Origin of the sequence: Pseudomonas sp. BNK-15 (genome assembly GCF_047456105.1) — a bacterium.
Taxonomy (GTDB): domain Bacteria; phylum Pseudomonadota; class Gammaproteobacteria; order Pseudomonadales; family Pseudomonadaceae; genus Aquipseudomonas; species Aquipseudomonas putida_E.
The window spans coordinates 5,241,338-5,267,908 of record NZ_CP179898.1 but is presented as its reverse complement, the minus strand read 5'-3'; the positions used below and the strand labels follow the sequence as shown (position 1 = coordinate 5,267,908).

21 protein-coding genes and 3 pseudogenes are annotated in these 26,571 nt (G+C 59.1%); 16 read left to right on the top strand and 8 right to left on the bottom strand.

The annotated features are described in order from the left end of the window. Nucleotides 1–16: 16 nt before the first annotated feature. The gene (gene pyk / locus ACMGF5_RS24120; protein WP_414157340.1) at nucleotides 17–1,465 is read right to left on the bottom strand and encodes a pyruvate kinase; all 1,449 of its coding nucleotides are present in this window, start codon (nucleotides 1,463–1,465) and stop codon (nucleotides 17–19) included. Nucleotides 1,466–1,840: 375 nt separating this feature from the next. On the opposite strand from pyk, the gene ACMGF5_RS24115 reads away from it, so the two are divergent. The 3 genes and pseudogenes from ACMGF5_RS24115 (at nucleotide 1,841) to ACMGF5_RS24105 (ending at nucleotide 4,877) form a co-directional block, all read left to right on the top strand. Then, entirely contained in the window at nucleotides 1,841–3,139 is a 1,299-nt protein-coding gene (locus ACMGF5_RS24115; RefSeq protein ID WP_414157339.1) for an OprD family porin, read from the top strand. Nucleotides 3,140–3,161: 22 nt separating this feature from the next. After that, nucleotides 3,162–4,010 (top strand): annotated as a pseudogene (locus ACMGF5_RS24110) (MCP four helix bundle domain-containing protein); the annotation flags it as partial. Continuing rightward, complete coding sequence (locus ACMGF5_RS24105; protein WP_414157877.1) at nucleotides 4,005–4,877, top strand: methyl-accepting chemotaxis protein; 873 nt, start codon at nucleotides 4,005–4,007, stop codon at nucleotides 4,875–4,877. The pseudogene ACMGF5_RS24110 and the gene ACMGF5_RS24105, both read left to right, overlap by 6 nt. Nucleotides 4,878–4,958: 81 nt before the next feature. Here ACMGF5_RS24105 and ACMGF5_RS24100 read toward each other — a convergent pair whose 3' ends face one another. Continuing rightward, on the bottom strand, nucleotides 4,959–5,105 hold the full coding sequence (locus tag ACMGF5_RS24100) for a hypothetical protein (protein ID WP_414157885.1): 147 nt from the start codon (nucleotides 5,103–5,105) through the stop codon (nucleotides 4,959–4,961). On the opposite strand from ACMGF5_RS24100, the gene ACMGF5_RS24095 reads away from it, so the two are divergent. Further along, complete coding sequence (locus ACMGF5_RS24095; RefSeq protein WP_414157876.1) at nucleotides 5,040–5,927, top strand: GntR family transcriptional regulator; 888 nt, start codon at nucleotides 5,040–5,042, stop codon at nucleotides 5,925–5,927. The genes ACMGF5_RS24100 and ACMGF5_RS24095 overlap by 66 nt on opposite strands. Nucleotides 5,928–5,933: 6 nt before the next feature. Here ACMGF5_RS24095 and ACMGF5_RS24090 read toward each other — a convergent pair whose 3' ends face one another. The 4 genes from ACMGF5_RS24090 to ACMGF5_RS24075 form a co-directional block, all read right to left on the bottom strand. After that, nucleotides 5,934–6,998: an AbrB family transcriptional regulator gene (locus ACMGF5_RS24090; protein ID WP_414157338.1), complete on the bottom strand. Its 1,065-nt coding sequence runs from the start codon at nucleotides 6,996–6,998 to the stop codon at nucleotides 5,934–5,936. 7 nt (nucleotides 6,999–7,005) lie between these two features. Beyond that, nucleotides 7,006–7,641 (bottom strand): 3-oxo-tetronate 4-phosphate decarboxylase, encoded by a 636-nt coding sequence (gene otnC, locus ACMGF5_RS24085; RefSeq protein WP_414157337.1) that lies wholly within the window; start codon nucleotides 7,639–7,641, stop codon nucleotides 7,006–7,008. Further along, the gene (gene otnK / locus ACMGF5_RS24080; protein WP_414157336.1) at nucleotides 7,638–8,909 is read right to left on the bottom strand and encodes a 3-oxo-tetronate kinase; all 1,272 of its coding nucleotides are present in this window, start codon (nucleotides 8,907–8,909) and stop codon (nucleotides 7,638–7,640) included. The genes otnC and otnK overlap by 4 nt, the downstream gene beginning before the upstream one ends. A gap of 136 nt (nucleotides 8,910–9,045) precedes the next feature. Then, nucleotides 9,046–10,116: an isocitrate/isopropylmalate dehydrogenase family protein gene (locus ACMGF5_RS24075; protein WP_414157335.1), complete on the bottom strand. Its 1,071-nt coding sequence runs from the start codon at nucleotides 10,114–10,116 to the stop codon at nucleotides 9,046–9,048. A 223-nt stretch (nucleotides 10,117–10,339) separates the two neighbouring features. On the opposite strand from ACMGF5_RS24075, the gene rraA reads away from it, so the two are divergent. From rraA to ACMGF5_RS24025, 10 genes are all read left to right on the top strand, one after another. Further along, nucleotides 10,340–10,831, top strand: a complete 492-nt coding sequence (rraA, locus tag ACMGF5_RS24070; protein ID WP_414157334.1) for a ribonuclease E activity regulator RraA — start codon at nucleotides 10,340–10,342, stop codon at nucleotides 10,829–10,831. Next, entirely contained in the window at nucleotides 10,831–11,490 is a 660-nt protein-coding gene (locus tag ACMGF5_RS24065; RefSeq protein ID WP_414157333.1) for an aspartate/glutamate racemase family protein, read from the top strand. The genes rraA and ACMGF5_RS24065 overlap by 1 nt, the downstream gene beginning before the upstream one ends. A 244-nt stretch (nucleotides 11,491–11,734) precedes the next feature. Beyond that, entirely contained in the window at nucleotides 11,735–13,066 is a 1,332-nt protein-coding gene (locus ACMGF5_RS24060) for a CitMHS family transporter (RefSeq protein WP_414157332.1), read from the top strand. A 191-nt stretch (nucleotides 13,067–13,257) separates the two neighbouring features. Next, complete coding sequence (locus ACMGF5_RS24055) at nucleotides 13,258–14,142, top strand: LysR substrate-binding domain-containing protein (RefSeq protein ID WP_414157331.1); 885 nt, start codon at nucleotides 13,258–13,260, stop codon at nucleotides 14,140–14,142. A 151-nt stretch (nucleotides 14,143–14,293) separates the two neighbouring features. Further along, entirely contained in the window at nucleotides 14,294–16,966 is a 2,673-nt protein-coding gene (gene acnA, locus ACMGF5_RS24050) for an aconitate hydratase AcnA (RefSeq protein ID WP_414157330.1), read from the top strand. A gap of 119 nt (nucleotides 16,967–17,085) precedes the next feature. Further along, nucleotides 17,086–18,138: a lactonase family protein gene (locus tag ACMGF5_RS24045; protein ID WP_414157329.1), complete on the top strand. Its 1,053-nt coding sequence runs from the start codon at nucleotides 17,086–17,088 to the stop codon at nucleotides 18,136–18,138. Between the two features lie 61 nt (nucleotides 18,139–18,199). Continuing rightward, complete coding sequence (locus ACMGF5_RS24040; protein WP_414157328.1) at nucleotides 18,200–19,516, top strand: MFS transporter; 1,317 nt, start codon at nucleotides 18,200–18,202, stop codon at nucleotides 19,514–19,516. A gap of 93 nt (nucleotides 19,517–19,609) precedes the next feature. Beyond that, nucleotides 19,610–20,863, top strand: coding sequence for an OprD family porin (locus ACMGF5_RS24035; RefSeq protein ID WP_414157327.1), 1,254 nt, complete (start codon nucleotides 19,610–19,612; stop codon nucleotides 20,861–20,863). Nucleotides 20,864–20,916: 53 nt separating this feature from the next. Continuing rightward, nucleotides 20,917–21,642 carry a transporter substrate-binding domain-containing protein gene (locus tag ACMGF5_RS24030; protein ID WP_414157326.1) on the top strand — a complete coding sequence of 242 codons (726 nt, stop codon included), beginning with the start codon at nucleotides 20,917–20,919 and terminating at the stop codon, nucleotides 21,640–21,642. Nucleotides 21,643–21,708: 66 nt separating this feature from the next. Further along, nucleotides 21,709–23,352: an acetolactate synthase large subunit gene (locus ACMGF5_RS24025; RefSeq protein ID WP_414157325.1), complete on the top strand. Its 1,644-nt coding sequence runs from the start codon at nucleotides 21,709–21,711 to the stop codon at nucleotides 23,350–23,352. Nucleotides 23,353–23,633: 281 nt separating this feature from the next. Here the strand turns inward: ACMGF5_RS24025 and ACMGF5_RS24020 are convergent. Together ACMGF5_RS24020 and ACMGF5_RS24015 are read right to left on the bottom strand one after the other, a co-directional pair. Next, nucleotides 23,634–23,816 (bottom strand): annotated as a pseudogene (locus tag ACMGF5_RS24020) (GlxA family transcriptional regulator); the annotation flags it as partial. 142 nt (nucleotides 23,817–23,958) lie between these two features. Continuing rightward, nucleotides 23,959–24,348: pseudogene (locus ACMGF5_RS24015) on the bottom strand (electron transfer flavoprotein subunit alpha/FixB family protein); the annotation flags it as partial. Between the two features lie 802 nt (nucleotides 24,349–25,150). Between ACMGF5_RS24015 and ACMGF5_RS24010 the strand changes: the two are divergent. Both ACMGF5_RS24010 and ACMGF5_RS24005 read left to right on the top strand, forming a co-directional pair. After that, nucleotides 25,151–25,582 carry a multidrug/biocide efflux PACE transporter gene (locus ACMGF5_RS24010; protein WP_115275521.1) on the top strand — a complete coding sequence of 144 codons (432 nt, stop codon included), beginning with the start codon at nucleotides 25,151–25,153 and terminating at the stop codon, nucleotides 25,580–25,582. 88 nt (nucleotides 25,583–25,670) lie between these two features. Further along, nucleotides 25,671–26,564 (top strand): PA4780 family RIO1-like protein kinase, encoded by an 894-nt coding sequence (locus tag ACMGF5_RS24005; RefSeq protein ID WP_414157324.1) that lies wholly within the window; start codon nucleotides 25,671–25,673, stop codon nucleotides 26,562–26,564. Nucleotides 26,565–26,571: the final 7 nt, after the last annotated feature.

The following is a 26,571-nucleotide window of genomic DNA, read 5'->3' as shown; positions in this document are numbered from 1 at the left end:
ACGCAGCTCCTTGTTCTCAACGGATCTCGTCGCCTACGCGAAGCACACGCAGTGTGTTGGTGCCGCCTTGGGCATGGGCATGATCGCCTTGGGTGATCAATACATGGTCACCCACCTGGACGACGCCACGTTGAATCAGGGCCTCGACAGCTCGCTGGTTCACTTGCTCGAATGACATATCCTCGGTGCTGAATGGCAGTGTCTGGACGCCGCGGAACAGGGCGACACGTGTCTGGGTGCGGGCATTGTCGGAACAAGCGTAAATCGGCAAGTGCGAGCGAATGCGCGACATCAGGCGCGGGGTGTCACCGCTCTCGGTCAGGCTGATGATGGCCTTGACGCCATGCAAGTGGTTGGCGGCGTACATGGCTGAAAGCGCAATGGTTTCGTCGATGCGCTGGAAGACTTCATCCATCCGGTGCTTGGAGCGTTGCGCCTGGGGATGGCGCTCGGCGCCGGCGATGATGCGTACCATCGCCTCGACCGTCTGCACCGGATAGGCGCCAGCAGCCGTTTCCGCCGACAGCATCACGGCGTCGGTACCGTCGAGCACGGCGTTGGCCACGTCGAATACCTCGGCGCGGGTGGGCATGGACTGGGTGATCATCGTTTCCATCATCTGGGTAGCGGTGATCACTACCCGGTTCAGCGAGCGAGCACGATCGATGATCAGTTTCTGGACTGCCACCAGTTCGGCGTCGCCAATCTCCACGCCGAGGTCGCCACGGGCGACCATCACCCCTTCGGACGCTTCGATGATTGCATCGAGTACCGTGTGATCTGCGACCGTTTCAGCACGTTCGATCTTGGCGATGAGGCCTGCTTCCCCTCCGGCCTCTTGTAACAGCTTGCGAGCAAGGTGCATGTCTGCGGCATCGCGCGGGAACGACACAGCTAGGTAATCCACCTGCATCTGGGCTGCGGTGCGGATGTCCTCGCGATCCTTGTCGGTCAGCGCACTGGCGGAAAGTCCGCCACCTTTGCGATTGATGCCTTTGTTGTTGGACAGCGGGCCCCCGATCAATACCTCACAGACCAAGTGGTGGGGGTGGGCTTCAAGCACCTGCAGTTCGATCCGCCCATCGTCGAGCAGCAGGATGTCGCCAGTGTTGCTGTCGCTGATGAGGGCTTCATAGTCGATGCCAACGGCTTGCGCAGTACCAGCGTGCTTGTCCATTTGCGCATCGAGGATGAAACGCTGGCCTTTGTCGAGCAGCACCTTTCCTTCGGCAAACCGCGCGATCCGGATCTTGGGGCCTTGCAGGTCAGCCAGGATCGCAACGAAGCGGCCGTGCTTGCGCGCCATCTCGCGCACGAGTTCCGCTCTGGCCCCATGCTCCTCAGCCGAGCCATGCGAGAAGTTCAGGCGAACTACATCAACCCCGGCTTTGACCAGCCCCTCTATCGCTTCTGGCGATTCGGTGGCGGGCCCAAGGGTCGCAACTATTTTTGTTCTGCGTTGCATGGCTCAGATTCCTTAGAAACGTACTTATGAATGTAAAAAGGCAATCGATGCAGGCGTCTGCTCAGGTGGCTTCACCTGGTTTTTTGGTCAGCAGGATCGTGATTTACCGTAAATCGGTTGAGATTTCTGCTGCCGAGAGCGGGCCAGTCTATGCGGACTGCGAGCAGAGAAAAGATTCGCATATTGACACTTGCAAATGCAATGTTATTTTTGTTGCTCAACGCTCTGGTGAGCATTCGTTTCTGGCACTGCCTGTCAGAGCCTCGTCTGTAGCGTTGCTGCGCCCCGGTGGCGCATGGCTTGTTTAGATTCACAACAAGAAAGCCCGGCAATGGCAGGCATGGGCACCAATTTCTAAACCAGGAAAAATTGAAGATGCATCTAGTGACCCAGGGTTTCACCGCGCTGGTCGTTTCGCTCGCCTGCGCTGCGGCGCAGGCTTCTGAGCAGTCGGAGTCAGAGGGCTTTGTCGAGGGCAGCAGCCTTCGTCTGCTCAACCGCAATTTCTATTTCAATCGCGATTTTCGTGACGCTGCGCCCGGTGACCAAAGCTACCGGGAGGAGTGGGCGCACGGGATCATGGCTTTCTACGAGTCGGGGTTCACCCAGGGGGCAGTGGGCTTCGGTGTGGATGCATTCGGCTTGCTTGGGCTCAAGCTCGACAGTGGGCGAGGGCGCTCGGGAGCCGGTCTTTTGCCCGTGGACGGTGACGACCGGCCGGATGATGACTATTCAAGTGCTGGTGCCGCACTGAAAGTACGTGTATCGAACACTGAACTTCGCTACGGCAACATGCTTACGGAAGCACCAGTGTTCGCGACCGGCGACTCCCGGCTGCTGCCCGAAACAGCGACTGGCTTCCTGCTGCAGAGCAAGGAAATCGAAGATCTGGATGTGCAGGCCGGCCATTTCACAGCCTACAAACTTCGTAATTCGAGCAATCAGGACGAGGATCTTTACCTCAATTATGGCGAGGGCCGCATCGGCAAAGCGATCGATTTTGTGGGTGGCACGTACGCGCTTAGCGAGCAGCTCAGCGCCAGCTTGTACGCGTCGAACTTCGATGAGACCTGGCACCAGTACTACGGCAATCTGAACTACGTGCTGCCACTCAACGATACCCAGGCACTGGATTTCGACGCCAACCTCTACAAGACCCGCGACACGGGCAAAGCCCTGCAGGGCGAAATCGACAACACAACCTACAGTGTTGCCTTGGGCTATACCGTCGGTGCTCACAAGCTGACATTCGCGCACCAGCATGTCGATGCCGACACGCCGTTTGACTTCGTCGGTGGCGATTCGATCTTCCTCGCCAACTCGGTCAACTATTCGGACTTCAACGGTGCCAATGAGCGCTCTTGGCAGGTCCGCTACGATCTGGACTTCGCCAGCTATGGCGTGCCAGGCATGAAGTTCTCTGCGCGTTATCTCAAAGGTGACCACATCGACGGCAGCAAGGCCGATCCGCTGGGCGGGTATGCCGGTTTGCAAGGGGAGGACGGCAAGCACTGGGAGCGTAACCTCGATCTGCGTTATGTCGTGCAGTCCGGTGCGGCCAAGGATCTCTCGCTGCGCCTGCGCCATACCACGCACAGGGCGAACGAAGCCCAGGCAGAAGGTGATGTGGACGAGGTGCGGGTGATTGTCGAGTATCCGCTCGAGCTGCTCTGACCCGCCCATAGCTTGCTGACCGATGCCGGGCTTGCGTGCAGGCCTGGTATCAGCACCCGCACTTCGCAGTGCTATATGTTCCGGGAATAAAGGAATAGCTGGTTGTATGAATATGAGAATGATCGCGGTAGGGCCGCGGGCTGCCCTGGGGTTTGCCTGCCTGGCTCTCCTCAGCGCCTTAATGGGCGCGTTTGCACTTCAGCAAATTCACGAGGTGCAGGCTGAAGCGCTCGACATCAAGGGCAACTGGTTGCAGAGAATTCGTGCTTTAGGTACCGCCAATGCGGCCCTCAATCGTTACCGAATGGGCTCGATGCAACATATTCTATCGGTCAGCCCTGAGCAGATGCAGACGTATGAAGAGCGTACTGCGGGCCGCCTGCGGCAGGTGCGCGAGCAGATGCAACGCTATGCGCAATTGCTGCAGGCCGAGCAGGAGCGCCAGGGGCTGCGAGCATTCGTGCATAGCCTTGATGTCTACGCGAAGCATCATGATGCCATGTTGGCTGTTTCACGATCGGGTGACAAAGCGGGGGCGCGCGCGTACCTGATGTCGGTGAGGGATGCCTATGACGAAATGACCCGGCAGTTCGATGCATTGATCGAACAGGCTGATGCCGGCGCCCAGCAGGCCGGTCAGAGATCTGAGGCAGCATACGCCAGTGCGGTAAGGGGTGTTGTCCTGGTGCTGCTGTTGGTCGTCGTTTGCACCGTACTGGTCGCCTGGATGCTCACCAAGAGCATCACCACGCCTTTGAAATATGCGCTTCAGGTGGCCGAAAGGATAGCCCAGGCCGACTTAACGCAGGCCATCGTGCCGACGGGTAATGACGAGGCGACTCGGTTAATACAGGCTTTGCAGCATATGCAGTCGAGCCTGCTGCAGACGCTTCGGCAGATTGATGGTTCGTCGACCCAGCTGGCTGCGGCGGCTGAAGAGCTCACTGCGGTTACCGATGAAGGGCGCAGAGACAATCAGATGCAGCACGCCGAGATCGAACAGGCGGCCACGGCAGTGACGCAAATGACCTGTGCCACCGATGAGGTAGCGCGCAATGCGGCGTTGGCCTCACAGCTTTCCCATGACTCGCGTGAAACAGCGCTTGCCGGTAAGCAGAAGATGGATGAAGCACTGTTCTCGCTCAATGACCTCATTCGTGAAGTGCTAGCCAGTGCCGATCAGGTAAAGGGCTTGAGTGATGTAGCGCAGGGAATCGGTCGTGTACTCGACGTGATCAGGACCATCGCCGAGCAGACAAACCTGCTTGCCCTCAATGCTGCCATCGAGGCTGCTCGGGCGGGTGAGGCGGGACGTGGGTTTGCGGTGGTCGCCGATGAAGTGCGTGGCCTGGCTCATCGCACTGCGCAATCGACCCGCGAGATCGAAACCATGATCACCGACATGCAGAGAGATACCAGCAATGCGGTGCACACGATGCATGCCAGCACGAGTCGTACGCAGGAGACCCTGGCGTTGGCCGAAGCTGCCGGCGTGGCGCTGCAGAGGCTGCTGTCGAGCAGCGAACAGATAAATGAGCGAAATCAGGTTATCAGTAGTGCAGCAGCCGAGCAGGCAGAGGTGGCCAAGAGTACCGACCGCAATCTGCTGGCGATTCAAGAGTTGTCCGTCCAGACCTCTGCGGGTGCATTGCAGACCTCGGCGGCAAGCCAGTCGCTCGCACGTCTTGCGCTCGAACTTGGTGGTTTGGTGCGACAATTTCGCATGATGGCTCAATAGACCGGGCTGACTAGGTTCAGGCATCTTCGCGTATACTTGCACTTATTGGCGCCGATAAACAAAAGATTGGACGCCGCCCACCTAGGCTTCTTTCACGTTTGGTTCACTGCTATGGCATCCAGCACACTCGTCCAGCGTATCGTTTTCGACATCAGGCATAAGATCCAGCTTGGTGATATCAGCACCGGTTCGCATTTGAGTGCGCAGAAAGTCGCTGATGATTTTCATGTCTCTCGCTCGCCTGCTAGGGAAGCATTGACCATGCTGGCTGAACAGGGGGTGCTGGAGCAGTTTCCGAACCGCGGATTTTTCGTGATTGGTATCCCGGAAGGTGCTGCTGAAGCGCTCGACGAGATCACTGCTACCGAAGAGCCGCCAGAGTATTACCAACTATCCGAAGATTGGCTCAACGACGCGATTCCGTCGGAGGTCACCGAGAAATACCTGCGCGAGCGCTATGATCTCACCAAATTTCAGGTGATCGACATCCTCAATCGTGCAGCCAAGGTGGGCTGGGCCGAGCCGAAACCTGGTTATGGTTGGCGCTTTCTGGATGTGGCGAAAACGCCAGAGGCCCTGCAGCAGATCTACAAAGTGCGTTCGCTGATCGAGCCGGCTGCCCTTCTGGAAAGCGATTTTCACTACGATCTGGAGGTATTGCGGCGTTTGAAGAAAGAACAAAAGGATCTGCTTGCCGGTGGTATCGACACGTTACCGGCCGATGTTCTGCTGAAGTCAGGTATCCGCTTCCACGAAGACCTGATCAAGCTGTCCGGCAACCCGCTCTACCAAATGATTCTCAAGCAGTTGAACAACATGCGCCGGTTGCTGGAGTACCGTTCCATGATCGACCGCAAGCGCTTGTACACCCAGTGTGCCGAACACTTGCGAATGGTTGAGCTGGTGGAGGAGGGCAATAACCTTGAGGCTGCGCATCTTATGAAGCGCCACCTCAGTGGTTCGTTCGCCCGCAAGTCGCCGATCCTCGAGCTGCGCCGCGCGTCACCGTCGCCAGTCGAGGAGATCGAGAGCGAAACGCCTGCGCTTTAGCGAGAGTCAGTCATTGTTATCCTGTTGGCCGGGCGCGGTTCTACTTTCCTGACGCGCCAGCCAGAGCGTAAGTACCGGCTCGGCGCACAGCATGACTACTATCAGGCGCATGATCTGCATCGCCGTGACCATACCGGCTCCCAGGTGTAGGGCTTCGGCGGTCAGGTACATCTCGGTACTGCTACCGGGCATCATGCCCAGAGCGAGCGAAAGCACAGGCATACCTGTCAGCCAACCAAACCCCCAGGCGAACAGGAAGGTGCTGGTGATCATCGTCAAAGTGAATATCACCACCTTGATCAGATACAGCGGTGAGCGACGGAAGAAGCCTCGATCAAAGAAGCTGCCAAGGGCACAGCCAATCATCAGCTGGCCATATTGGCTGAGTTCGACCGGCAGGGCGGTCCGTAGGTCGAACGCCGCTGTCAACCCGGCACACAGGGCCATGGGGCCGAACATCCACGGGTTGGGCAGGCTCAGGCGCTTCCAAAGCAATGCCACCAACACACCACCTGCCAGCATGGGCCCGAGCCATTGCCACTCGGCGGGTGGTCGCGGTTGCACGGCGCCTGGGCTGATCTGCATCAGCAGAAACATTACCGGCGGCACGCTGAGCACGATCAGTACCAAGCGAATGCTGTGGGCGGCGGCTATCTGGCTCACATCGGCGCGGTAGCGCATACCAAGCTGAATCATCTCGGCAAAGTTGGCCGGCATGAAGGCGAAATAGGCGGTGGTCAGGTCCATCCCCTGGCGGCGCATCACGGCAATACCGAGCAATGCCAGTACCAAGGTCAGAAACGCCGCCCCAAGCATCATGGGAAAATGGCTGGCGATCTCATGCACTACCGGTTGGGTGAAGTGCAGGCCGATGGAAGTCGCGATCATCCACTGACCTGATTTTCGTCCGTTGGGTATTTCGGCGATCAACCAGCCACTGTAGCGCACTAAGATCACCGCCAGCATCGAGCCGATGATCCACGGCAGTGGCCAGTGTGCTGCACTGGCCAGAAGTGCCCCGACGATGCCTACCAGTGGTGTGGCCCACCAGGTTTTCAGGCTTGCAAGCATGTGACCATCACTTCAATGGGTAAAGGCGGCGGAGTTCTGCAATCTGCTCGGGGGTCAGCGTTTTGAACTTGTGCTGGAAAATCAGCAGGAACAGTTGCGCCGTTGCCTCGAGCTCCTCCGTGGCGTCGACGGCAGCATTCAAGTCGCTGCCGGCAACCACCGGGCCATGATGCGCAAGGAGCATGGCGTGGTGGTTGCCGGAGAACGAGCGCACCGCCTCTGCCAGCGCGGGGTCACCTGGAGCGTAGTACGGCACCAGCGGCAGTTTGCCGACGCGCATGGCGTAGTACGCTGTGATCGCAGGCAGCAGGTCATCCGGGTCCAAACCATCCAGCACCGATACCGCCACCGAGTGGGTGGAGTGCAAATGCACCACTGCACCGCTGGTGGGGCGCTCCTGGTACATGGCCAGATGCAGCATGAGTTCTTTGGAAGGCTTGTCGCCACTGATGTGCCGGCCGTCCCAATCGAGCTTGGTCAGGCGTGCGGGGTCCAACCTGCCCAGCGATGAGCCGGTTGGGGTCAGCAGCCAACCGTCGTCCAGGCGCACACTGATGTTGCCAGTGCCGCCGTGGGTCAGGCCGCGGTCGTACATGGACTTGCCCAGCAGGACGATTTGTTCCCGCTCCTTGTTCTCATTCATGGCGCCAGCTCCAAGGCTTTGCTGAAGAAGTCACGGGTACCGAAGTTACCGGATTTCAATGCCAACGCCACCGGCTGCTGACCCAGGCCGTAGGTCCAAGGTACCCCAGGGGCGATCGACTTGCCGATACGCAGGGCGTCGATGCCCAACGCCTTGACCACGGCACCGGAGGTTTCACCACCCGCCACCACGAAAGTGTTTACGCCCATGTCCCGAAGTCCTAGGGCCGCCTGTGCCAGCGCGCGCTCGACGATTTCACCGGCGGCAGCCACGCCCAGGCGTGCCTGAACAGCTTTGACCGCGTCGGGCTTGGCGCTGCCATAAATCAGCACCGGCCCCTGCGGCAGCAGCCCACGTGCCCACTCCAGCGCCTCGTTGACTTGATCATGGCCATCCGCAAGGCGCAGTGGATCGAAGGCGAAGCTTGGGCGACCGCTCTGCTGCCACTGTTCGACCTGACCATTGGTGGCAATCGAGCAACTGCCGGACAAAACAGCCGAAAGACCTTCGACATGCGGCAGGTCGGCAGCAGAGGCGGCATCAGGCAGTAGCCCTGCGCGCTTGAAATTGTCTGGTAGGCCAATGGCGACACCCGAACCCCCGGTGATCAGCACGTGGTCTGCTGCGGCTTCACCAATGACCGTCAGGTCCTGATTGCTGGTGGCATCTGCAATAACGTAGCCGCAACCGTCTGCTTGAGCCTGGGCGAAGGCCTGGCGTACGGCGCTGGCGCCCTGACTGACCACGTTGTGAGCTACCAGGCCGACCCTGCGTGAAGTCTGCTGTTGCAGCACGCGCACCAGATTGGCGTCGGTCATTGGTGTTAATGGATGGTTGCGCATGCCTGATTCGCTGAGCAGGACATCACCGACGAACAGGTAGCCGTTGAACAGCGTACGCTGGTTTTCCGGGAATGCCGGGCATGCCAAAGCGAATTGGGTGTCCAGAGCATCGAGCAGAGCGTCGGCAACCGGGCCGATGTTGCCCTGCGATGTGGAGTCGAAAGTAGAGCAGTACTTGAAGAAAAATTGACGGCAACCCGCCTGTTTGAGCCAGGCGAGTGCAGCCAGCGACTCTTCCACCGCTTCGGCGGCAGGAAGCGTGCGTGATTTCAAGGCGATGACCACGGCGTCGACATCGGCGTCGATGGGCCCTTCAGGCACACCGATTAGTTGCAGGGTGCGCATGCCGCCGCGCACCAACATGCTGGCGAGGTCGGTGCCACCGGTGAAGTCGTCGGCAATGCAGCCGAGTAGGGGTTGGTTCACGGCCGGATACTCCAATTTGGCAGGGAAGTAAGCTCCTGGTAGGAGCGGGCTTGCCCGCGGTGTCGTCCGCTTGCCCGAGAGAGGGTGGGCAAGACGACAACGCGGGCAAGTGGCTGCTGCAGGGAAGGGGTGTCGATCAGCCAGCGATGACTGCGGCGACGGCCTCACCGAAGGCGCGGCAACCCAACTTGCCACCCAGGTCGGCGGTGCGCTTGGCCGGATCTTCCAGAACGGCGTCGACCGCTTGTTCCATGGCCTTGCCGGCCTCGCCCAGGGCTGGCTTGGCGTGTTGCTCACCCATCCATTGCAGCAGCATCGCCACCGACAGGATCATCGACACCGGGTTGGCCTTGTCCTGGCCAGCGATGTCCGGAGCCGAACCGTGCTGGGCCTGCGCGCAGCAGTGGATGTCGCTGTGCATCGTGGAGCCTGCCAGGCCGAGGCTGCCGGACAGTTCGCTGGCCAAGTCGCTGATGATGTCGCCGTAGAAGTTGGTAGCAACGAGAACGTCGAAGCGCTCTGGGCTACGCACCAGGTGCGCGGTGGATGCGTCAACCAGCAGATCGTCGAGTTTGACTTCCGGGAAGTCCTTGGCGACGTGGCGTACGCACTCCAGGAACAGGCCGTCGGTCATGTGGAAGCTGTTGGCCTTGTGGATGGCGGTGACCTTGCGGTTGCGCTTCATCGCCAGTTCAAAGGCGCGACGCGCGATACGCTCGCTGCAGTGGCGCGTGATCTTGCGGGTCGACAGTGCCATGTCCGGCGAAGGCATCACTTCGCCCCAGCCGCGGGACATGTTGCGGTCCGGATAGAAGCCTTCAGTCGCTTCGCGCATGATCACCAAGTCCATGCTTTTGCCTGGCTTCATGTTCGATTCGATGAAGGAGCGAGTGCGGGCTGGGCGGACGTTGGCATACAGGTCAAGGCCGATGCGGAAGCCCGCTGAGACGTTACGGCCACCTTTTTCCGGCGCCGGGTAGTCGGCATGGGATTGAGTGCCCAGGATGATGCCGTCGTAGGTTTTGGCTTTCTCCAGCACTTCCTCACGCAGAGTGGTGCCGTACTTTTCCAGGCTGACGAAGCCGACATCGTCATAATCGAAGCTCAGGCCCAGGTCGAATTTCTTGTTGACGGCATGCAAGGCCGACATCGAGGACTCGACGATTTCAGGACCGATACCATCGCAGGGAAGAACCAGAATACGCATCACACTCTCCTAAGCATTTTTGTTCGTAGATGAAGCGGCTCGTCGTCAGTGTCACAGGGTGTACGCTAATGCGACGAAGTACAATAATCGAATCGATTAAATGTCGTTCCGATTGCGGCTGCTTCCGGTGGCGGCTGTCACTCCCCCGGCGCTTTGCATTTTATTGCATGTAAAACCAATGTGTGCAACATTTGTTTTGTCCGTGACCAACGAAGGAGCTGCTGTGAGCATCAAGACGACTGATCTGTGTGACGAATTTGGTGCAGGCGCCAAGGTCCTGTTGCCGATTTTCCAGGACTTGGGAGGTAGAGCAGATTTCCAAGGGCGTGCCGTGACGGTCAAATGTTTCGAGGACAACTCTCGTATCAAGGAGTTGAGCACCACCGCTGGCGAAGGCAAAGTGCTGGTGGTGGACGGTGGCGGCAGTGATCGTTGCGCGCTGTTCGGTGATCACATTGCTGAAGACCTGGTGCGCAATGGCTGGGCGGGAGTGCTGGTGTACGGTTATGTGCGTGACAAAGCCGTACTGCGCACCTTTCCAATAGCTATCAAGGCGCTTGGCGTAACGCCAGCAAAATCGACCAAGCGCAATGAAGGTCAGGTCGGGCTGAGCGTGACAATTGCCGGGCAGGTCATCTCTGAGGGTGATCAGTTGTTCGCAGACGATGATGGTGTGCTGGTGCTCAAAGCTGTAGTCACCGAGGGAGCACAATAATGGCAGCCAAGCGTGTTTTTCTAATCCACGCCACACCTGTGGCGATCGCACCGATCAACGAGGCTTTCGCGCGTCTGTGGCCCGACGCTGAGTTGTGCAATCTCCTGGAGGATTCACTGTCGCGTGATCTTCGTAGCGCAGGTTCGGTCACCCAGGCTCTGAAGTACCGGTTTCTTGAGCTGGCGCAGTATGCGCGAGGCGCAGGGGCTGATGGCATTCTGTTCACGTGCTCGGCATTTGGCGAAGCGATCGATGCTTGTAAAACAGCCCTGGCTATCCCGGTTCTGAAGCCCAACGAGGCGATGCTCGAAGAAGCGTTGGACCGTGGCGATCGAGTCGCATTGCTGGCCACTTTCCCGCCGGCGATCGACTCAATGGCCCAGGAGTTGATGGCTGCCGCCAGCGCCCGTGGCCGGGAGGTGATGTTGCAGCATGCCGTGTGCCCGCCAGCGATCGAGGCGCTCCATCAAGGGGACGCTGCTAAGCATGATCAACTGATCAGCGAGCTTATAGCACCGCTTGCCGATGTCGATGTGATCTGTTTTGCTCAGTTTTCCATGACGTCAGCCGCTCCTGGATGCGCTGAGTTGACCCAAACACCGATCCTCACGACACCCGACAGTGCTGTTCTGAAAATGAAGCGTCTACTGAACGCCTAGTAAGTCAAAATTGCACTTGTAATTGTATAAATGCATGTGCACAGTATTCCCCGTTCGGCCTGGCTTGCTCGAGTGCAGACGCCTCAAGTAATCGGGCCGAATCAAGGGTATTCAGTTGATGTTGCAGCGATACTGAGACTGCAGGCAACAAGCGCCGTGATCCAAGCGGCAATGCTGCCGACCTTGATGCGCCTCACCGCGCTGACGCACAAAAATAATTGTATTTTAAGTCAAGGTGATACAAATGCTGTCATTGCTCGGATACGGGATGATCGTGACCTTTATGGCGCTGATCATGACCAAACGCCTATCGCCCCTGGTGGCCATGACCACGGTACCCATTGTGTTTGCGCTTATCGGCGGTTTTGGTCCCGAAATGGGCGACATGATGGTCGAAGGCCTGCGCAAGGTGGCTCCGACGGCGATTATGGTGATGTTCGCCATCCTCTACTTCGGTCTGATGTTTGATACCGGTCTGTTCGACCCCATCATCAAGAAGTTCATCAAGCTGATCGGCGGCGATCCTATGAAGGCCGTGGTGTTTGCTGCCCTGCTGGCCGGGTTGGTGTCCTTGGACGGCGATGGTTCGACCACCTACATGATCACCGTCACCGCCATGCTGCCGTTGTTCAAGCGCATGCGGCTGGACCCCTTGGCGCTGACCTGCGTGGTGATCCTCGCCGCCAGCGTGACTAATCTGCTGCCTTGGGGAGGTCCCTTGGCGCGTGCAGCTGCTTCCTTGCAAGTAGAAACTGCTGAGCTGTTCCTGCCACTGATTCCGACCTTGATCATCAGCTTCATGAGTGTGTTGCTGCTGGCCTGGTTCATTGGTACGCGTGAGCGCCAGCGCCTGGGCACATTGCCTCAGTCGTTGGGCTCGGCTGCCACCGCCTTTGACGAAGAGGATAACGACGGCACCCCATCCTTGTCGGAGGAGAATGCCGAATTGCGTCGGCCCAAGCTGTTCTGGCTGAACGCAGCACTCACCATTGCGCTGATGGTCTGCCTGGTAATGGAGCTGCTGCCGCTGGCGATCTTGTTCATGGTCGCGTTTGCGCTCGCCCTGGTGATCAATTACCCACATATTCAGGATCAGCGCCGGCGCATTTCCGCGCATGCACCGACTGCGTTGAACCAGATTGCGATTTTCCTGGCCGCTGGCATTCTTGCCGGCATCCTGTCGGGTACTGGAATGGTCGACGCAATGTCCAAAAGTTTCCTCAGCATGCTGCCTGCTGACTGGGGCCCGTACATGGCACCGATCACCGCGCTGGCGAGCATCCCAGGGACCTTCTTCATGTCCAATGATGCCTTCTACTACGGTGTACTGCCGGTGCTGGCCAAGGCGGCCGAGGTGTACGGTATCACTCACGCCGAAATCGGTCGGGCGTCCTTGGTCGGTCAACCGATCCACCTGCTCAGCCCATTGGTGGCTTCGACCTACTTGCTTTGTGGTCTGGCAGGCGTGGAGTTCAGTGATCATCAGAAATACACGCTCAAGTGGGCCTTTGCGTTGTGCATGGTGATCATGCTTGTAAGCATGGTGTTCGGCTTGTTCCCTTGGAGCGCAGGTTGACGACGTTAATGGAAGCGGCGGTCCTTGACCGCCGTCTTTGCATCATGGTTAGCGTGGCAGTATCTCAGCAATCGGGAGTGGATTGTATTTCGTTCAATTGAAGGTCAATACTATTCAGATTCCATGGCGCTCCTCTTCTAGTGGCTCTTCCGTTCTCTACACATTGCAGCGCCGTACCTGAGGGATACGTTTTGCTATACGACCTGACCAGCCTTGACCTCTTCATTACGGTCGCGCAGGAACGCAACCTCACCCGCGCAAGCCGTATCAAACATGTCGCTGTCTCTGCGATCAGCAAACGCATCACCGAACTCGAAGCACAAATCGGATCACCCTTGCTGGTTCGTAATGCCAGGGGGGTCGATCTGACCCCGGCTGGGCAATCGCTGCTGTTCTACGCCCGACAAATCAAGCAGATGATGGGGCAGCTTGATACCGAGTTAAGCGGGTACGCCAGCGGGGTCAAAGGCCATATACGCATCCACGCCATCACCTCTGCTTTATCGCAATTCCTGCCACAGGACTTGGCCGGTTTCGCCCAACTGTACCCGGCCATCAATTTTGATATCGAAGAGCGGGTGGGATCTGCGGTGATTCGAGCGGTCGCCGATGGCCGCGCCGATCTTGGCATCGTTGCAGTGCAAACCCCGACTCAAGGTTTGGATACCTATCCATACCGACGCGACGAACTGACGTTGGCGGTGCCTACTGGTCATGCGCTGGGAATACGCAAAACGATCAGCTTCAAGGAAGTGCTGGAGTATGAAATGGTCGGGCCCCATCTCGAGAGTTCGATGCATACCCTGCTCACCAGTGAAGCAGCGAAGCTCGACATGGCCCTCAAGCTGCGCATCCGCATCAGTAGCTTCGACTGCATGTGCCGGATGGTATCGAGCGGCTTGGGAATCGCGGTCCTGCCGCGCAGCGTGATCAACCAGTACTTGCGTAGTCACAAGTTGAAGGCCGTGACACTGGATGAGCCTTGGGCCAAGCGTTCATTGCTACTCGCGCTGAAGATGGATGCCGCCTCGCCAACCCTGAAATCCTTTGTTGATCACCTGAAGCTTGCGGACTAGAGGCCCTGCTGAGCGTTCTCGTTAGGAGAACGCTGCTTTGGTAAACGACCAATTTTCATTCCCACAAGCTGCTTTTAGTATCGGCTCATCAACAGTGGCTGCATACATCTGTCAGCGCTGTTAACACTATAAAAAGCCGAGCGATACGAGCATGACCGAGACAGCCCGCGACCTGATGAGCACCCTGGAGATCGACCAGGAGGAATTTGCCTACATCGATCTGAAAAAGCTGCTGAGCCCTGGCCAGTTGCAACGCTTGCCTTACTCCATTCGCATCCTTCTGGAGAACGTGGCGCGCTGCACTCCCGAGGCACTGGCGCCGGTATTGGCGCGTGCCATTGGCAAAGGTCCGGACTGCGAGGTGCCGTTCCAGCCCAACCGTCTGATGTTCCATGACACTACTTGTCTGCCTGCTTTGGCCGACTTCGCGGGCATGCGTGATGTGGTCGCCGAGCTTGGCGGTGACCCCTCGGCGATGAACCCGCAGATACCTGCGGTGCTGACCATCGACCACTCGGTGATCGTTGAGCGCTACGCGCAGGAGGGGGCGGTCGAGCAGAATCTCGACATCGATTTCCGTCGCAACAGCGAACGCTATCGTTTCATCAAGTGGGCGCAGAAGAGCCTGGATAATTTCGGCGTGATCCCGCCAGGCACTGGCATCATCCACCAGATGAACATGGAGGCCCTGGCCAAGGTGGTGTGGGAAAGCCGCACCGAGGAAGGCCAGCGCCTTCTGCACCCCGACGACATGGTTGCCACCGACAGCCATACGCCGATGATCAACGCCATTGGCGTGCTCGGTTGGGGTGTCGGCGGCCTTGAAGGCCAAGCCGCGATGGTCGGTGAGCCGGTACCGATCAATTTCCCGCAGGTGATCGGCTTTCGCGTCACCAACGCCTTGCGCCCCGGTGTAACGGCCACCGACCTCTCGCTGCATGTCGCCGAGATCCTGCGCAAGCGCTCGGTGGTCGGCAAGTTCGTCGAGTTCACGGGGCCTGGACTGACTACGCTGAGCTGGGCGGCGCGCGGTACCGTGTCGAACATGGCGCCGGAGTATGGTGCCACGGTGGTGTTTTTCCCCTTCGACGACCAGACCCTGGAATATCTCCAGCTGACCGGGCGCTCAGATGAGCTGTGCTTGCAAGCCTCCAGCTATATGCATGTGCAGAGCCTGCATCGGCGCGATGACCTGCCGGAACCCGAATTTGACGAGCTCATCGAGCTGGATCTGGCCAGCATCGAGCCCAGCGTCGCCGGCCCCTATCAGCCTCACCAGCGCCAGCCGTTGTCGCGGTCGGGAGCTTCGTTCAATCAGGAAGTGCTGGGTGGTGGCAATCTGATCGCAGGGCCTCAGGCCCAGCAGTTCGACGAACCCTCTTTCGGACAATCGATCAGCCATGGCGCAGTGGTGATCTCGGCGATCACCAGTTGCACCAACACTGCCAACCCGGCACAAATGATCCAGGCAGGGCTTCTCGCTCGCAATGCGCGTCGTCTGGGCTTGCAACGCAAACCCTGGGTAAAGACGTCGCTGTCGCCAGGCTCGCAGGTGGTGGCGGATTATCTGGCCGAGGCCGACTTGCTGCAGGACTTTTCCGCGCTGGGTTTCGAACTGGCCGGTTTCGGTTGCATGACCTGCATTGGCAACTCCGGCAAGCTTGAGGAGCATGTAGAAGTATTTGCCGACCAGGGCCTGAAGGGCGTGGTCGTACTGTCGGGCAACCGCAATTTTGAAGGCCGGGTCAATCCCAAGGTGCCTGCGGGTTATCTGGCTTCGCCAGCCTTGTGTGTGGCCTTCGCTATCGCTGGCACCATCGAAACTGATCTCACGAGTGAGCCGCTTGGCCTGGACGCTGAAGGTCAGCCTGTGTACCTCAGTGACCTGATGCCCTCCGATGAAGAGGTTGCGGCACTGGTTTCTCGTGTGGTCAAACCTGAGTTCTTCCGCCAGCGCTTGGCCACGGTCTGGGATGGCACTCATCATTGGCAGGCATTGTCGGCTGAAGGCAGCGTGCAGTTCCCCTGGGAGGCAAGTTCGACCTATCTGCGCCGCCCGCAGTACCTTGCCGATATCCAGGCCGAGCCAAAGGCCAGCCTGGCGATTCAGGGCGCCCGGCCGCTTATGGTGCTGGGCGACAACGTCACCACCGACCATATCTCGCCAGCGGGTGCCATCCCGGCGAACAGCCAGGCGGGTGAATGGCTGCTGGAGCGTGGTGAGCATCCCCAAGACCTCAACCAGTACTCCACGCGCCGTAGCAATCATGAAGTGATGCTGCGCGGGGCCTTCACCAATAAGTCGGTTAAGAACCGTCTGCTCGGCGAGCAGCAGCCAGGGCCTGGTGCCTGGGCCTGGAACACCGATCGCAGTCAATGCCTGCCGCTCTACGACGCGGCCCAAAGCTACGCTGGCGCGCCGATGGTGATCTTCGCGGGTATCAACTATGGCGCAGGCTCCAGCCGCGACTGGGCGGCCAAGGCCCAGGCTCTGCTAGGCGTACGTGCGGTGGTTGCGCGCAGTATCGAGCGTATTCACCGTAGCAATTTGATCGGCATGGGTGTGCTGCCCCTGCTGTTTGAAGAAGGGCAGGGTGTGGATGACCTGAACCTTGACGGCAGCGAGCACTTCGACTTCGTTGGACTCGATGAGCTGACTGTCGGTGACAACCGCATCGGGCTAGTCGTGCGACGCGCAGACGGCGCTCAGGTTGATCTGCAGCTGATCGCTCGAATCGACTCTCTTCAGGAAATTCGCTACCTGACCAATGGCGGCGTGTTGCCTTACGTGATTCGCAAGGTCGTCAAGCGCACCCGTAGCTGAAAACCAGATCACACCGCTCCGAGAGCAGCGACGGCATCGATGCCGTCGCTCGGGGTGCGGCTGCCTGCTGAACGGCCCCGCACTCGCCTGAAACGAACTTGTCACTGGAGAATATTCCTATGTATGCCTATGTCGGATCGCGTACGACGCGAGAGCGCAACGCCAGGGGTGATGGCATCACGGTCTATCGCGTCGACCAGCAAATTGGCAGCCTGGAGCTTGTCCAGGTAGTTGGCGATCTGATCAATCCTTCGTTCCTGGCCCTCAACCGAGCGGGTGACCGGCTGTATACGGTGCATGGCGATCGCAGCGAAGTCAGCGCGTTCGCTGTCGACCCACAGGACGGCACGTTGAGCCTGATTAACACGCAGAGTTGCGAAGGGCGCAACCCGGTGCACCTGGCGCTGGACCCAACGGAGCGCTTTATGGTGGTATCCAACCACATCACCGGCTCTCTGGCCGTGCTCGACGTCAACCTCGACGGCAGCCTGGGTGAGGTCAGCCAGTTAGTGCAACTGGAAGGCCCGGTAGGCCCGCATCGGGTCGAACAGCCGTTTGCCAAGCCGCATTTCAATCCGTTCGATGCCTCGGGCAATTTTGTCCTGGTACCAGACAAGGGCCTGGACCGGGTGTTCAGCTTCCGCTTCGACAACGGCAAGCTGTTCCCCACCGATCAGGCTTATGTGGCCAGCCGCGAAGGTGCGGGTCCAAGGCATCTCGCGCTGCACCCTAGCGCGCCGCTGGCCTTTGTCATCAACGAACTCGACTCGACCGTGACCAGCTACCGCTTCGATGCCGTCAGCGGCGCCCTGGAACCCCTGCAGGTGTTGTCGTCGCTGCCCTCGACCTACACGGGCAATAGTCGTGCTTCCGAGATCGAAGTCGATCGCAATGGGCGCTTCCTGTATGCCTCCAACCGTGGTTACGACAGCATCGCGGTGTTCGCCATCGACACGCACAGTGGCCTGCTGACGCTGGTCGATGTAGCCCCTACTGCTGGGCGTACGCCGCGGTTCTTCGCCTTAACCCCCAACCAGCGCTTCGTCTTCGCCCTCAACGAGGACAGCGACAGCATCGTCGCTCTGGCAGTCGATGCGCAGCATGGACGCTTGAGCAAAACGGACTTTTCGGTTTCGACCGGCAGTCCGGTCTGCATGGTTTTTTCTGCCTGAACCCTGCTGCAACGATAACAATGAAAAGGGGCAGATCAAGCGCTGCCCTAGTGAGGACGCCATGAACAACAACAAGACTGTCGATGAACAGGCTACTGTTCGCAAGATTACCCTGCGCATCATTCCTTTCATGTTCCTGCTGTACATCGTGTCCTATCTGGACCGTGCCAACATTGGCTATGCCGCGTTGGAGATGAACAAGGAGCTCGCCTTGACCAGCGAGGCTTTCGGCTTCATTTCCGGAATCTTCTTCATCGGTTACTTCCTGTTCGAAGTGCCGAGCAACGTCATGCTTAACAAGTACGGTGCACGGGTATGGATCGCCCGCATCCTGGTGACGTGGGGCCTCATCGCTGCCGCCACCGCGTTTGCTCAGACCGCCAATCAGCTGTATTTACTGCGCTTCTTCCTGGGCGTGGCTGAGGCCGGCTTCTTCCCTGGCGTGATCGTCTACCTGACCTACTGGTTCCGCGCCAAGGAACTGGCTACCACCGTGGCACTGTTCACCGCGGCGATCCCGGTCAGCTACATAATCGGCGCACCACTTTCGACCTGGATCATGGACAACATCAAGTGGCTCGACTGGAGCGGCTGGCGCTGGATGCTGTTCCTCGAAGGCGCGCCCGCGATACTGCTGGGCATTGCTTGTTTCTGCTGCCTCACCGACAAGCCCGAGCAGGCCAAATGGCTGACCCAGGAAGAAAAGGACTGGCTGCTCGCCGAGCTTGAACGCGACCGCCAGAGCCGCAAGCACGTCAAGCGCTTGAGCGTGTTCAAGACCATGGTCAACCCCAAGGTGCTGTACCTGGCGTTCATCTACTTCGTCTACCAGTGTGGCAGCCTTGGTGTTGGCTACTGGATGCCGCAGATCATCAAGGGGTTCTCTGCCAGCCTGACCCATACCCAGATCGGTCTGATCGCCATGTTGCCGTACATCGTCGCGACGATTCTGATGGTGGTGTGGTCGCGCAGCTCTGACCGGCGCAACGAACGCAAGCTGCACTCGGCCATTCCTCTGGCCGTGGCCTCGCTTGGCCTGATTGGCGCGGCCCTGCTGCCCAGCCCGGTGGCGTCGATGGCAATGATCTGTGTGGCGCTGACCGGCCTGTACAGCTTCAAGTCTCCATTCTGGGCGCTGCCGACATTGTTCCTCGACCGCGCTACTGCGGCGGTGTCGATTGCGGTGATCAACTCCATTGGCAACCTCGGCGGCTTCGCTGGGCCGTCGTTGATCGGGGTGGTCAAGGGCGAGACCGGTAGCGCCGCGACCGGTTTGATGTTCCTCAGCGCACTGCTGCTGTTGGCCTTCGTGATGACCCTGTTCATGCGGGTTGGCAACAAGGAACCTGGCCAGCCAATGGCCGCGTCCGCTCATTGATTCCTTGGGGCTGCTGCGCCGCCCCCTTACCACCCCCAATGCCTGGCTCTAACGAGCCATGGCCTGCGCTCGCCTGAAAACCGGAACCGCCAGATGCACAACAACAAAAACATCCTGCGTACCTTGATCACTCTGTCTCCTTGCCTAGCCGCCGGCACCGCCGGAGCCGAAGGCTTTTTCGATGACAGCAAAGCCAGCCTGCAACTGCAGAACTACTACTTCAATCGCGATTTCCGTGATGGTGCTGGTCAGTCCAAGCGTGAAGAGTGGGCCCAGGGCTTTCTGCTCGACATGCGCTCCGGTTACACGCCGAGCACCATTGGTTTTGGCTTGGATGCTTTGGGGATGCTCGGCCTGAAGCTCGACTCCAGTCCAGACCGCGCCGGCTCCGGTCTGCTGCCGGTGCATGACGATGGCCGAGCTGCCGACGAATTCAGCCGCTTGGGTCTGACCGCCAAGGTCAAGGTGTCCAGCAGTGAGCTCAAGTACGGCACGCTTATCCCCAAGCTGCCGACGGTGCAGGCCAATACCGGGCGCATCCTGCCGCAGACCTTTGAGGGCGGTCTGTTGACTTCCAAGGAAGTCGAAGGACTGACGGTCACAGGTGCACGCTTTGATCGCATGACCGACCGTGACTCTACCAATGCCACCAAGATCACCCTGAACAACAAGAACCGGCGGTTCGCTGGGGCAGTGGAGGGGGATGATTACTGGATAGGTGGCGCTGATTACGCGCTGAGCAAGCAGCTGACCCTGAGCTACCAGTATGCGGAACTGGAGGATGTGTACCGACAGAACTTCATCGGGCTCAACCACGTGTGGAATGTTGGGCCTGGTAAGCTCAAGAGCGACCTGCGGTTCATGCGCAGCGACGATGCCGGCGACGCCCGAGGGGGCAAGATCGACAGCGCAGCCCTGAGCGGCATGTTCACCTACAGCCTCGGTGGTCATGCCTTCGGCCTGGGCCTGCAGAAGATGAACGGCGATACTTCGATGCCATTTCTCAACGGCACCGATCCCTACCTGACCAACTACATCCAGATCAACGACTTCGCCGAACCCGGTGAACGCTCCTGGCAATTGCGTTACGACTACGACTTCGCCGCACTCGGCGTTCCCGGCCTGAGTTTCATGACCCGTTACATCCAGGGTGACCACGCCGATGCCGCGACGCGGGTCGGCGAGGGCTGCGAATGGGAACGCAACACCGATATCGCCTATGTGATCCAGTCCGGAGCCTTGAAGAATGTCGGCATCCGCTGGCGTAATGCGACATACCGTTCCAACTTTGCCCGCGGTGCCGACGAGAACCGCCTGATCGTTTCCTACACCTTGCCCATCTGGTGAGACCTGCTGAGTAAAGGCCGGAAGCACCAGCCCATATTTCTGAGGAGATTCATATGCCCGAGATCACTCCACCCGTTCTCACTGAACTCGCCCCCACTGGCACCCTCCAGGTTGCCATTAACCTCGGTAACCCGGTGCTCGCCCAGCGCGGGCCCGACGGCGAACCTCAGGGCGTCTCGGTCGCGTTGGCCAAGGGGCTGGCCGAAGAACTTGGCGTTGCCTTGGAAATGCGTACGTTCGATGCCGCCGGCAAGGTATTCGCCGCCTTGGAGGAGGGCGCCTGGAGTTTGGCCTTCCTCGCTATCGAGCCAGTGCGCGAGGCGCAGATCGCCTTCAGCGAACCGTACGTACTGATCGAGGGCACCTACCTGATTAATCGCGACGCCCCGTACCGATGCGTGGAGGAGTTGGACCAGTCAGGCCTGCGCCTGGCAGTAGGCAAAGGTGCAGCTTATGACCTGTATCTGAGCCGTACCCTCGAGCATGCCGAGCTGGTGCGCGCCGACACTTCCGCCGGTGCTGTTGACCTGTTTATTGAACAGGGCCTGGACGCCGCCGCTGGCGTTCGCCAGCCATTGCAAAAAGTGGCCGAGGCGGACTCGCGCGTGCGTGTGTTGGATGGCGCTTTCACCGCGATCCGCCAGGCCATGGCAGTGCCGCGTGGCCGCGAGCATGCCGCCGCCTACGTCCGTGATTATGTCGAGCGTCAGCTGCACAGTGGTTTTGTCCGCGGTGCCCTGCTGGCAACCGGGCAAACCGACGTCAGCGCTCCGCGCTGATGTGCCGGGGCCGCGCTGCGGCCTCAGCATCCTGTATTCAAACGAAGACCTGAGGTAGTTACCCCAATGGCCAAGGCCGCCGATGTCGTTGTGCAATGCCTGGAAAACGAAGGTGTCGAGTATGTGTTCGGTATTCCTGGTGAGGAGAACCTCGACCTGCTCGAGTCCCTACGCAAGTCGAAGATCAAGCTGGTACTGACCCGCCACGAGCAGTCTGCGGGCTTCATGGCCGCCACCTATGGCCGCCTGACCGGCAAGACCGGCGTCAGCCTGTCGACCCTGGGCCCTGGCGCCACCAACTTGGTCACCGCCAGCGCCTATGCGTATCTTGGCGGCATGCCGATGATGATGATCACCGGCCAGAAGCCGATCAAGAAGTCCAAGCAGGGCCGATTCCAGATCATCGACGTGTGCGGCATGATGGACCCCATCACCAAGTACACCCACCAGTTCGCCTCGGCCGACAACATCCCGGCCCGCATGCGCGAAGCCTTCCGCCTGGCGGAAGAGGAGAAGCCGGGCGCAGTACATCTGGAGCTGCCAGAAGACATCGCTGCCGAACAGACCGATGCTCTGCCGATTCCACGCAGCCTGCACCGCCGCCCGCTGGCTGAACACAAGGCTATCGATGCGGCTATTGAAAAGCTCCAGACCGCACGCAACCCGATCCTGGTGATCGGTGCCGGCGCCAACCGCAAGATGACCGCCAAGGTCCTCAAGCAGCTGATCGACAAGACCGGCATCCCATTCGTGACCACACAGATGGGTAAAGGCGTAGTCGACGAGCGCCATCCGCGCTTCCTCGGCAACGCCGCCTTGTCGTCGGGTGACTTTGTGCACCGCGCCATCGAAGCTGCCGACCTGATCATCAACATCGGCCACGACGTCATCGAGAAGCCGCCGTTCTTCATGGTCCGTGGCGGCACCGAAGTCATCCACATCAGTTTCCGCTCCGCCGAAGTCGATGCCGTGTACTTTCCGCAGGTCGAGGTGATCGGCGACATCGCCAACGCCGTGTGGCAGATCAGCGAAGCGTTGAATGACACCGCGCACTGGGACTTCACCCGCCTCATGGCCATCCGTGAAGCCAATGAAGCACAAATCGCTGAAGGCGCCGACGACAACCGATTCCCGGTCTACCCGCAGCGCCTGGTCGCCGACATCCGGCGGGTATTGCCGGCAGAAGGCATCGTTGCCCTGGACAACGGTATCTACAAGATCTTGTTCGCCCGCAACTACAAGGCACACAACCCGAATACCGTACTGCTCGACAATGCCCTGGCGACCATGGGCGCCGGCCTGCCATCGGCCATGGCCGCGCACCTGGTTTATCCGGATCGCCCGGTCATATCTGTGTGTGGCGACGGCGGTTTCATGATGAACAGTCAGGAACTGGAAACGGCAGTACGCCTCGGCATGCACATCACCGTGGTTATCCTGCGTGACGACGGCTACGGCATGATCCGCTGGAAGCAGGCCAACATGGGCTTTACCGATTTCGGCCTGGACTACGGCAACCCGGACTTCGTCAAATATGCCGAATCCTATGGTGCCAATGGCTACCGCGTAGAAAGCGCCGACGCCTTGCTGCCGCTGCTGGACCACTGCATTTCCAACCCAGGCGTGCACGTGATCGATTGCCCGGTCGACTACAGCGAGAACGATCGGATTCTCAACAGCGAATTACGAGAGCGAGCGTTGGCAGTTTAACGCTCCAACGCCTCTGAGTTGTAGTCTGCGCATCACGCCGCTATCGATGCAAAACACCGCCGATGTGGGCCGGTTAAGCGGCTCTATCGGCGGTTAGCATTCTCAGCGAGCCTGCTCGGGCAAATCGCACTCAAAGTCATATGCTGGAAAAGGTCGATTCGTTGCGGGCTTGGCTCAAGGCATCCGTACTCGGGAACATGGCGAATTATTCGGTCGGCTTGGAGCTCACACATCCCTCACTCGGTGGAGTGTCGGAATATTCGCGGTAACACTTTAAGAGGTGCGCGGATCAATCGCAGCTTCAGAAAGCGCGACGGCGAGCAGTGCAGGTACTTCTGGAACAGCCGCTCGAGCTGGCGACGTGGCACCGACACGTTGACCGCCAGTTCATCGAGGTCGATCGGCGCCTCAAGGTTAGTCTCCATCGGCGCAACGATCTCCTGCAGCTTCGGCTGTTCATCGCCCTGCCAGCACGAAAACCTGATGCGGTCCAAGTTCCTTTTCCGCAATGCGAAGGCTAAGAAGTCGATTGCTATTAGAGCGGCGATGGGGTCGCCACCGCCGCCTGTTTTACAGAGATACGCGTCCAAGAATGCACAACAATTTTTAAAGTACGCGCTCTAGCTCGGGCACTACCTCAAAGAGGTCGGCAACGAGTCCATAATCGGCCACTTGGAAAATTGGCGCATCGGGATCGCTGTTGATGGCGACGATGACTTTTGAGTCCTTCATACCCGCCAAGTGCTGAATGGCGCCGGAGATACCGACAGCCACGTACAGGTTTGGTGCCACTATCTTACCAGTCTGGCCGACTTGCATGTCGTTAGGAACAAAGCCTGAGTCCACTGCGGCGCGGGAGGCCCCAGCTCGGCTCCCGCAAGCATGATGGAGGTTAGTGATAAGCCTGTGGCCTCCGGCTGCGGGCGATGGCGCTGACAACTGAGCTTTGGGCGGTCTGCTTGAGGTCGTATGAGGACGGTCGAGAAAGGCCGTTCTAATGGGGCGTTAGCAGCCATCTGTGAGTGGACAGTGCATGCTGCTTTTCCACCGATTGAGCACTCAGTTGTAAACCACTTTTTTTCACTGTAAACCACTGTAGTTTACAGTGAAAAAAAGTGGTTTACATGGCCTCAGAAGATACAGTTCATCAAGCGCTGTAGCCTAGGAAGCGTAAGGCCTTCAGTCATCTCGATATTCTCAATCCAGCAGTGCTGAGCGGTCCCCATGTCTCTCGCCTCGACGCTCTACCCGAGCAAGTGCAGGTGATGAGGCTTGAGCGTAGCCACGCTGCCTTTGGACGATGCAGCTGACGCCAAACATCAAGCAAAAAGGCACCCGATGGTGCCTTTTCGGTAGGTTTGAGGAGTAGTCGCAGCGATCCTTTAGCTCCCAGCCTTGCGACCTTGGGTTCAGAATCCGACCAGCTATGCCCGTCGTCACTACTTCAGAGAAACCAGCTTTCTCAGCTGCCAAAATTACGGGGGGGCTTTTGCTGGTACCCAGTCCCGACGAATGCGCAATTGCAGCCCTCAACCACTAGGCTATAGGAGGCGACAAGCATGTCAATCAAATCTGGTGAATAGATCTGATTTCAAGCATGAGGCAACGCAAGCATCCCGCAAACGAGTTCAGAAAGCCTGAAAAAATTTCAAACTATCGTGAAAATGAAGGCAAAGGCAACGAGGGCTTCAGGTGAGTAGCGCACAGGTATTGATAAAACCGATAGGAGCTATATCGCGAGTATCAGTTCCATCAAAGAAAATGTGAAGCACAAGTTCACTACTGGATGGAAAATGCCGTGAAAAAAGTCTCTTTTACCGAGCGCCTGGTCCATGCCATCGGCTATGAAGTGTTTGCCGTGCTGCTGTGCGCGCCGCTTTTGTCCTGGGTGATGGACAAGTCGTTGGCAACGGCCGGTGGCCTTGCGGTCACCCTGTCGCTGATCGCGATGGTGTGGAACATGCTCTACAACGCGCTGGTCGACCGTTGGGTGCGTACCGCACGCATTCACTGGAAGGCCGCGGCACGCTTTGCCCACGGCCTGGGTTTCGAGTTGGGGCTGGTGGTGTGGTGCCTGCCGGTGGCGGCCTGGATGCTGGATATCTCGCTTTGGCAGGCGCTCATGGTTGAGCTGGGCTTCTTCGTGATCATTTTGCCCTACACCGTGCTGTACAACTGGGCATTCGACCAGGTTCGGCACTGGATAACGCAGCGTTGGACCGCCGCCTGAGCAGACAAACGAGCAAGACGCATCAGCCTGTGAGAGGATGTTCGCCAACCCAGCCATAAGGCCAGACAGGACCCCGAACACAAGCCTGATGAAGACGCCAAAACGAATCGAACCGCTGATTGAAGACGGACTGGTCGACGAAGTACTGCGACCCTTGATGAGCGGCAAGGAAGCAGCCGTCTACGTGGTGCGTTGCGGCGCCCAGGTACGGTGCGCCAAGGTCTATAAAGAGGCCAACAAACGCAGTTTCCGCCAGGCCGCCGAGTACCAGGAAGGCCGCAAGGTACGCAACAGCCGTCAGGCCCGGGCGATGGCCAAGGGCAGCAAGTACGGCCGCAAGGAAGCCGAGGACGCCTGGCAGAACGCTGAAGTGGCAGCGTTGTTCCGCCTGGCCAATGCCGGTGTGCGGGTGCCCAAACCCTATGACTTCCAGGATGGCGTACTGCTGATGGAGCTGGTGACCGACGCCGATGGCGATGCGGCCCCGCGCCTTAACGACGTTCACCTGGAGGCTGATGAGGCGCGTGAGTACCACGCCTTTGTCATTCGCCAGATCGTGCTGATGCTGTGTGCCGGCCTGGTGCATGGCGACCTGTCCGAATTCAATGTGCTGCTGGGCCCCGATGGCCCGGTTATCATCGACCTGCCGCAGGCGGTGGATGCCGCCGGCAACAACCATGCCTTCAGCATGCTGCAGCGTGACGTGGCGAACATGGCCCACTATTTCGGGCGCTTTGCACCGGAGTTGAAGGACACCCGCTTTGCCCAGGAAATGTGGGCACTGTACGAGGCAGGTGAGCTGCGTGCGGACAGCCCGTTGACAGGCGAATTCGAGGATGATGAGCATGTCGCGGACGTGGGCGACGTGATGCGCGAAATCGACGCGGCCCGCCTGGATGATGTCCGCCGCCGAGCTGCGCGGACAGAAGCCGAGCATGGGCCGGTCAAGGGCGAAGAACCGCCGCCGCCCTGGCTGCAGTAATCTCGCA

Coding starts and splice junctions, on each gene's coding strand:
- ACMGF5_RS24040 (WP_414157328.1), top strand. CDS start 18,200: ATGAACAACAACAAGACTGTCGATGAACAGGCTACTGTTCGCAAGATT.
- pyk (WP_414157340.1), bottom strand. CDS start 1,465: ATGCAACGCAGAACAAAAATAGTTGCGACCCTTGGGCCCGCCACCGAA.
- ACMGF5_RS24060 (WP_414157332.1), top strand. CDS start 11,735: ATGCTGTCATTGCTCGGATACGGGATGATCGTGACCTTTATGGCGCTG.
- otnC (WP_414157337.1), bottom strand. CDS start 7,641: ATGAATGAGAACAAGGAGCGGGAACAAATCGTCCTGCTGGGCAAGTCC.
- ACMGF5_RS24100 (WP_414157885.1), bottom strand. CDS start 5,105: ATGAAAATCATCAGCGACTTTCTGCGCACTCAAATGCGAACCGGTGCT.
- ACMGF5_RS24090 (WP_414157338.1), bottom strand. CDS start 6,998: ATGCTTGCAAGCCTGAAAACCTGGTGGGCCACACCACTGGTAGGCATC.
- ACMGF5_RS24115 (WP_414157339.1), top strand. CDS start 1,841: ATGCATCTAGTGACCCAGGGTTTCACCGCGCTGGTCGTTTCGCTCGCC.
- ACMGF5_RS24045 (WP_414157329.1), top strand. CDS start 17,086: ATGTATGCCTATGTCGGATCGCGTACGACGCGAGAGCGCAACGCCAGG.
- ACMGF5_RS24030 (WP_414157326.1), top strand. CDS start 20,917: ATGCCCGAGATCACTCCACCCGTTCTCACTGAACTCGCCCCCACTGGC.
- ACMGF5_RS24065 (WP_414157333.1), top strand. CDS start 10,831: ATGGCAGCCAAGCGTGTTTTTCTAATCCACGCCACACCTGTGGCGATC.
- ACMGF5_RS24005 (WP_414157324.1), top strand. CDS start 25,671: ATGAAGACGCCAAAACGAATCGAACCGCTGATTGAAGACGGACTGGTC.
- ACMGF5_RS24025 (WP_414157325.1), top strand. CDS start 21,709: ATGGCCAAGGCCGCCGATGTCGTTGTGCAATGCCTGGAAAACGAAGGT.
- acnA (WP_414157330.1), top strand. CDS start 14,294: ATGACCGAGACAGCCCGCGACCTGATGAGCACCCTGGAGATCGACCAG.
- ACMGF5_RS24105 (WP_414157877.1), top strand. CDS start 4,005: ATGCAGTCGAGCCTGCTGCAGACGCTTCGGCAGATTGATGGTTCGTCG.
- ACMGF5_RS24075 (WP_414157335.1), bottom strand. CDS start 10,116: ATGCGTATTCTGGTTCTTCCCTGCGATGGTATCGGTCCTGAAATCGTC.
- ACMGF5_RS24035 (WP_414157327.1), top strand. CDS start 19,610: ATGCACAACAACAAAAACATCCTGCGTACCTTGATCACTCTGTCTCCT.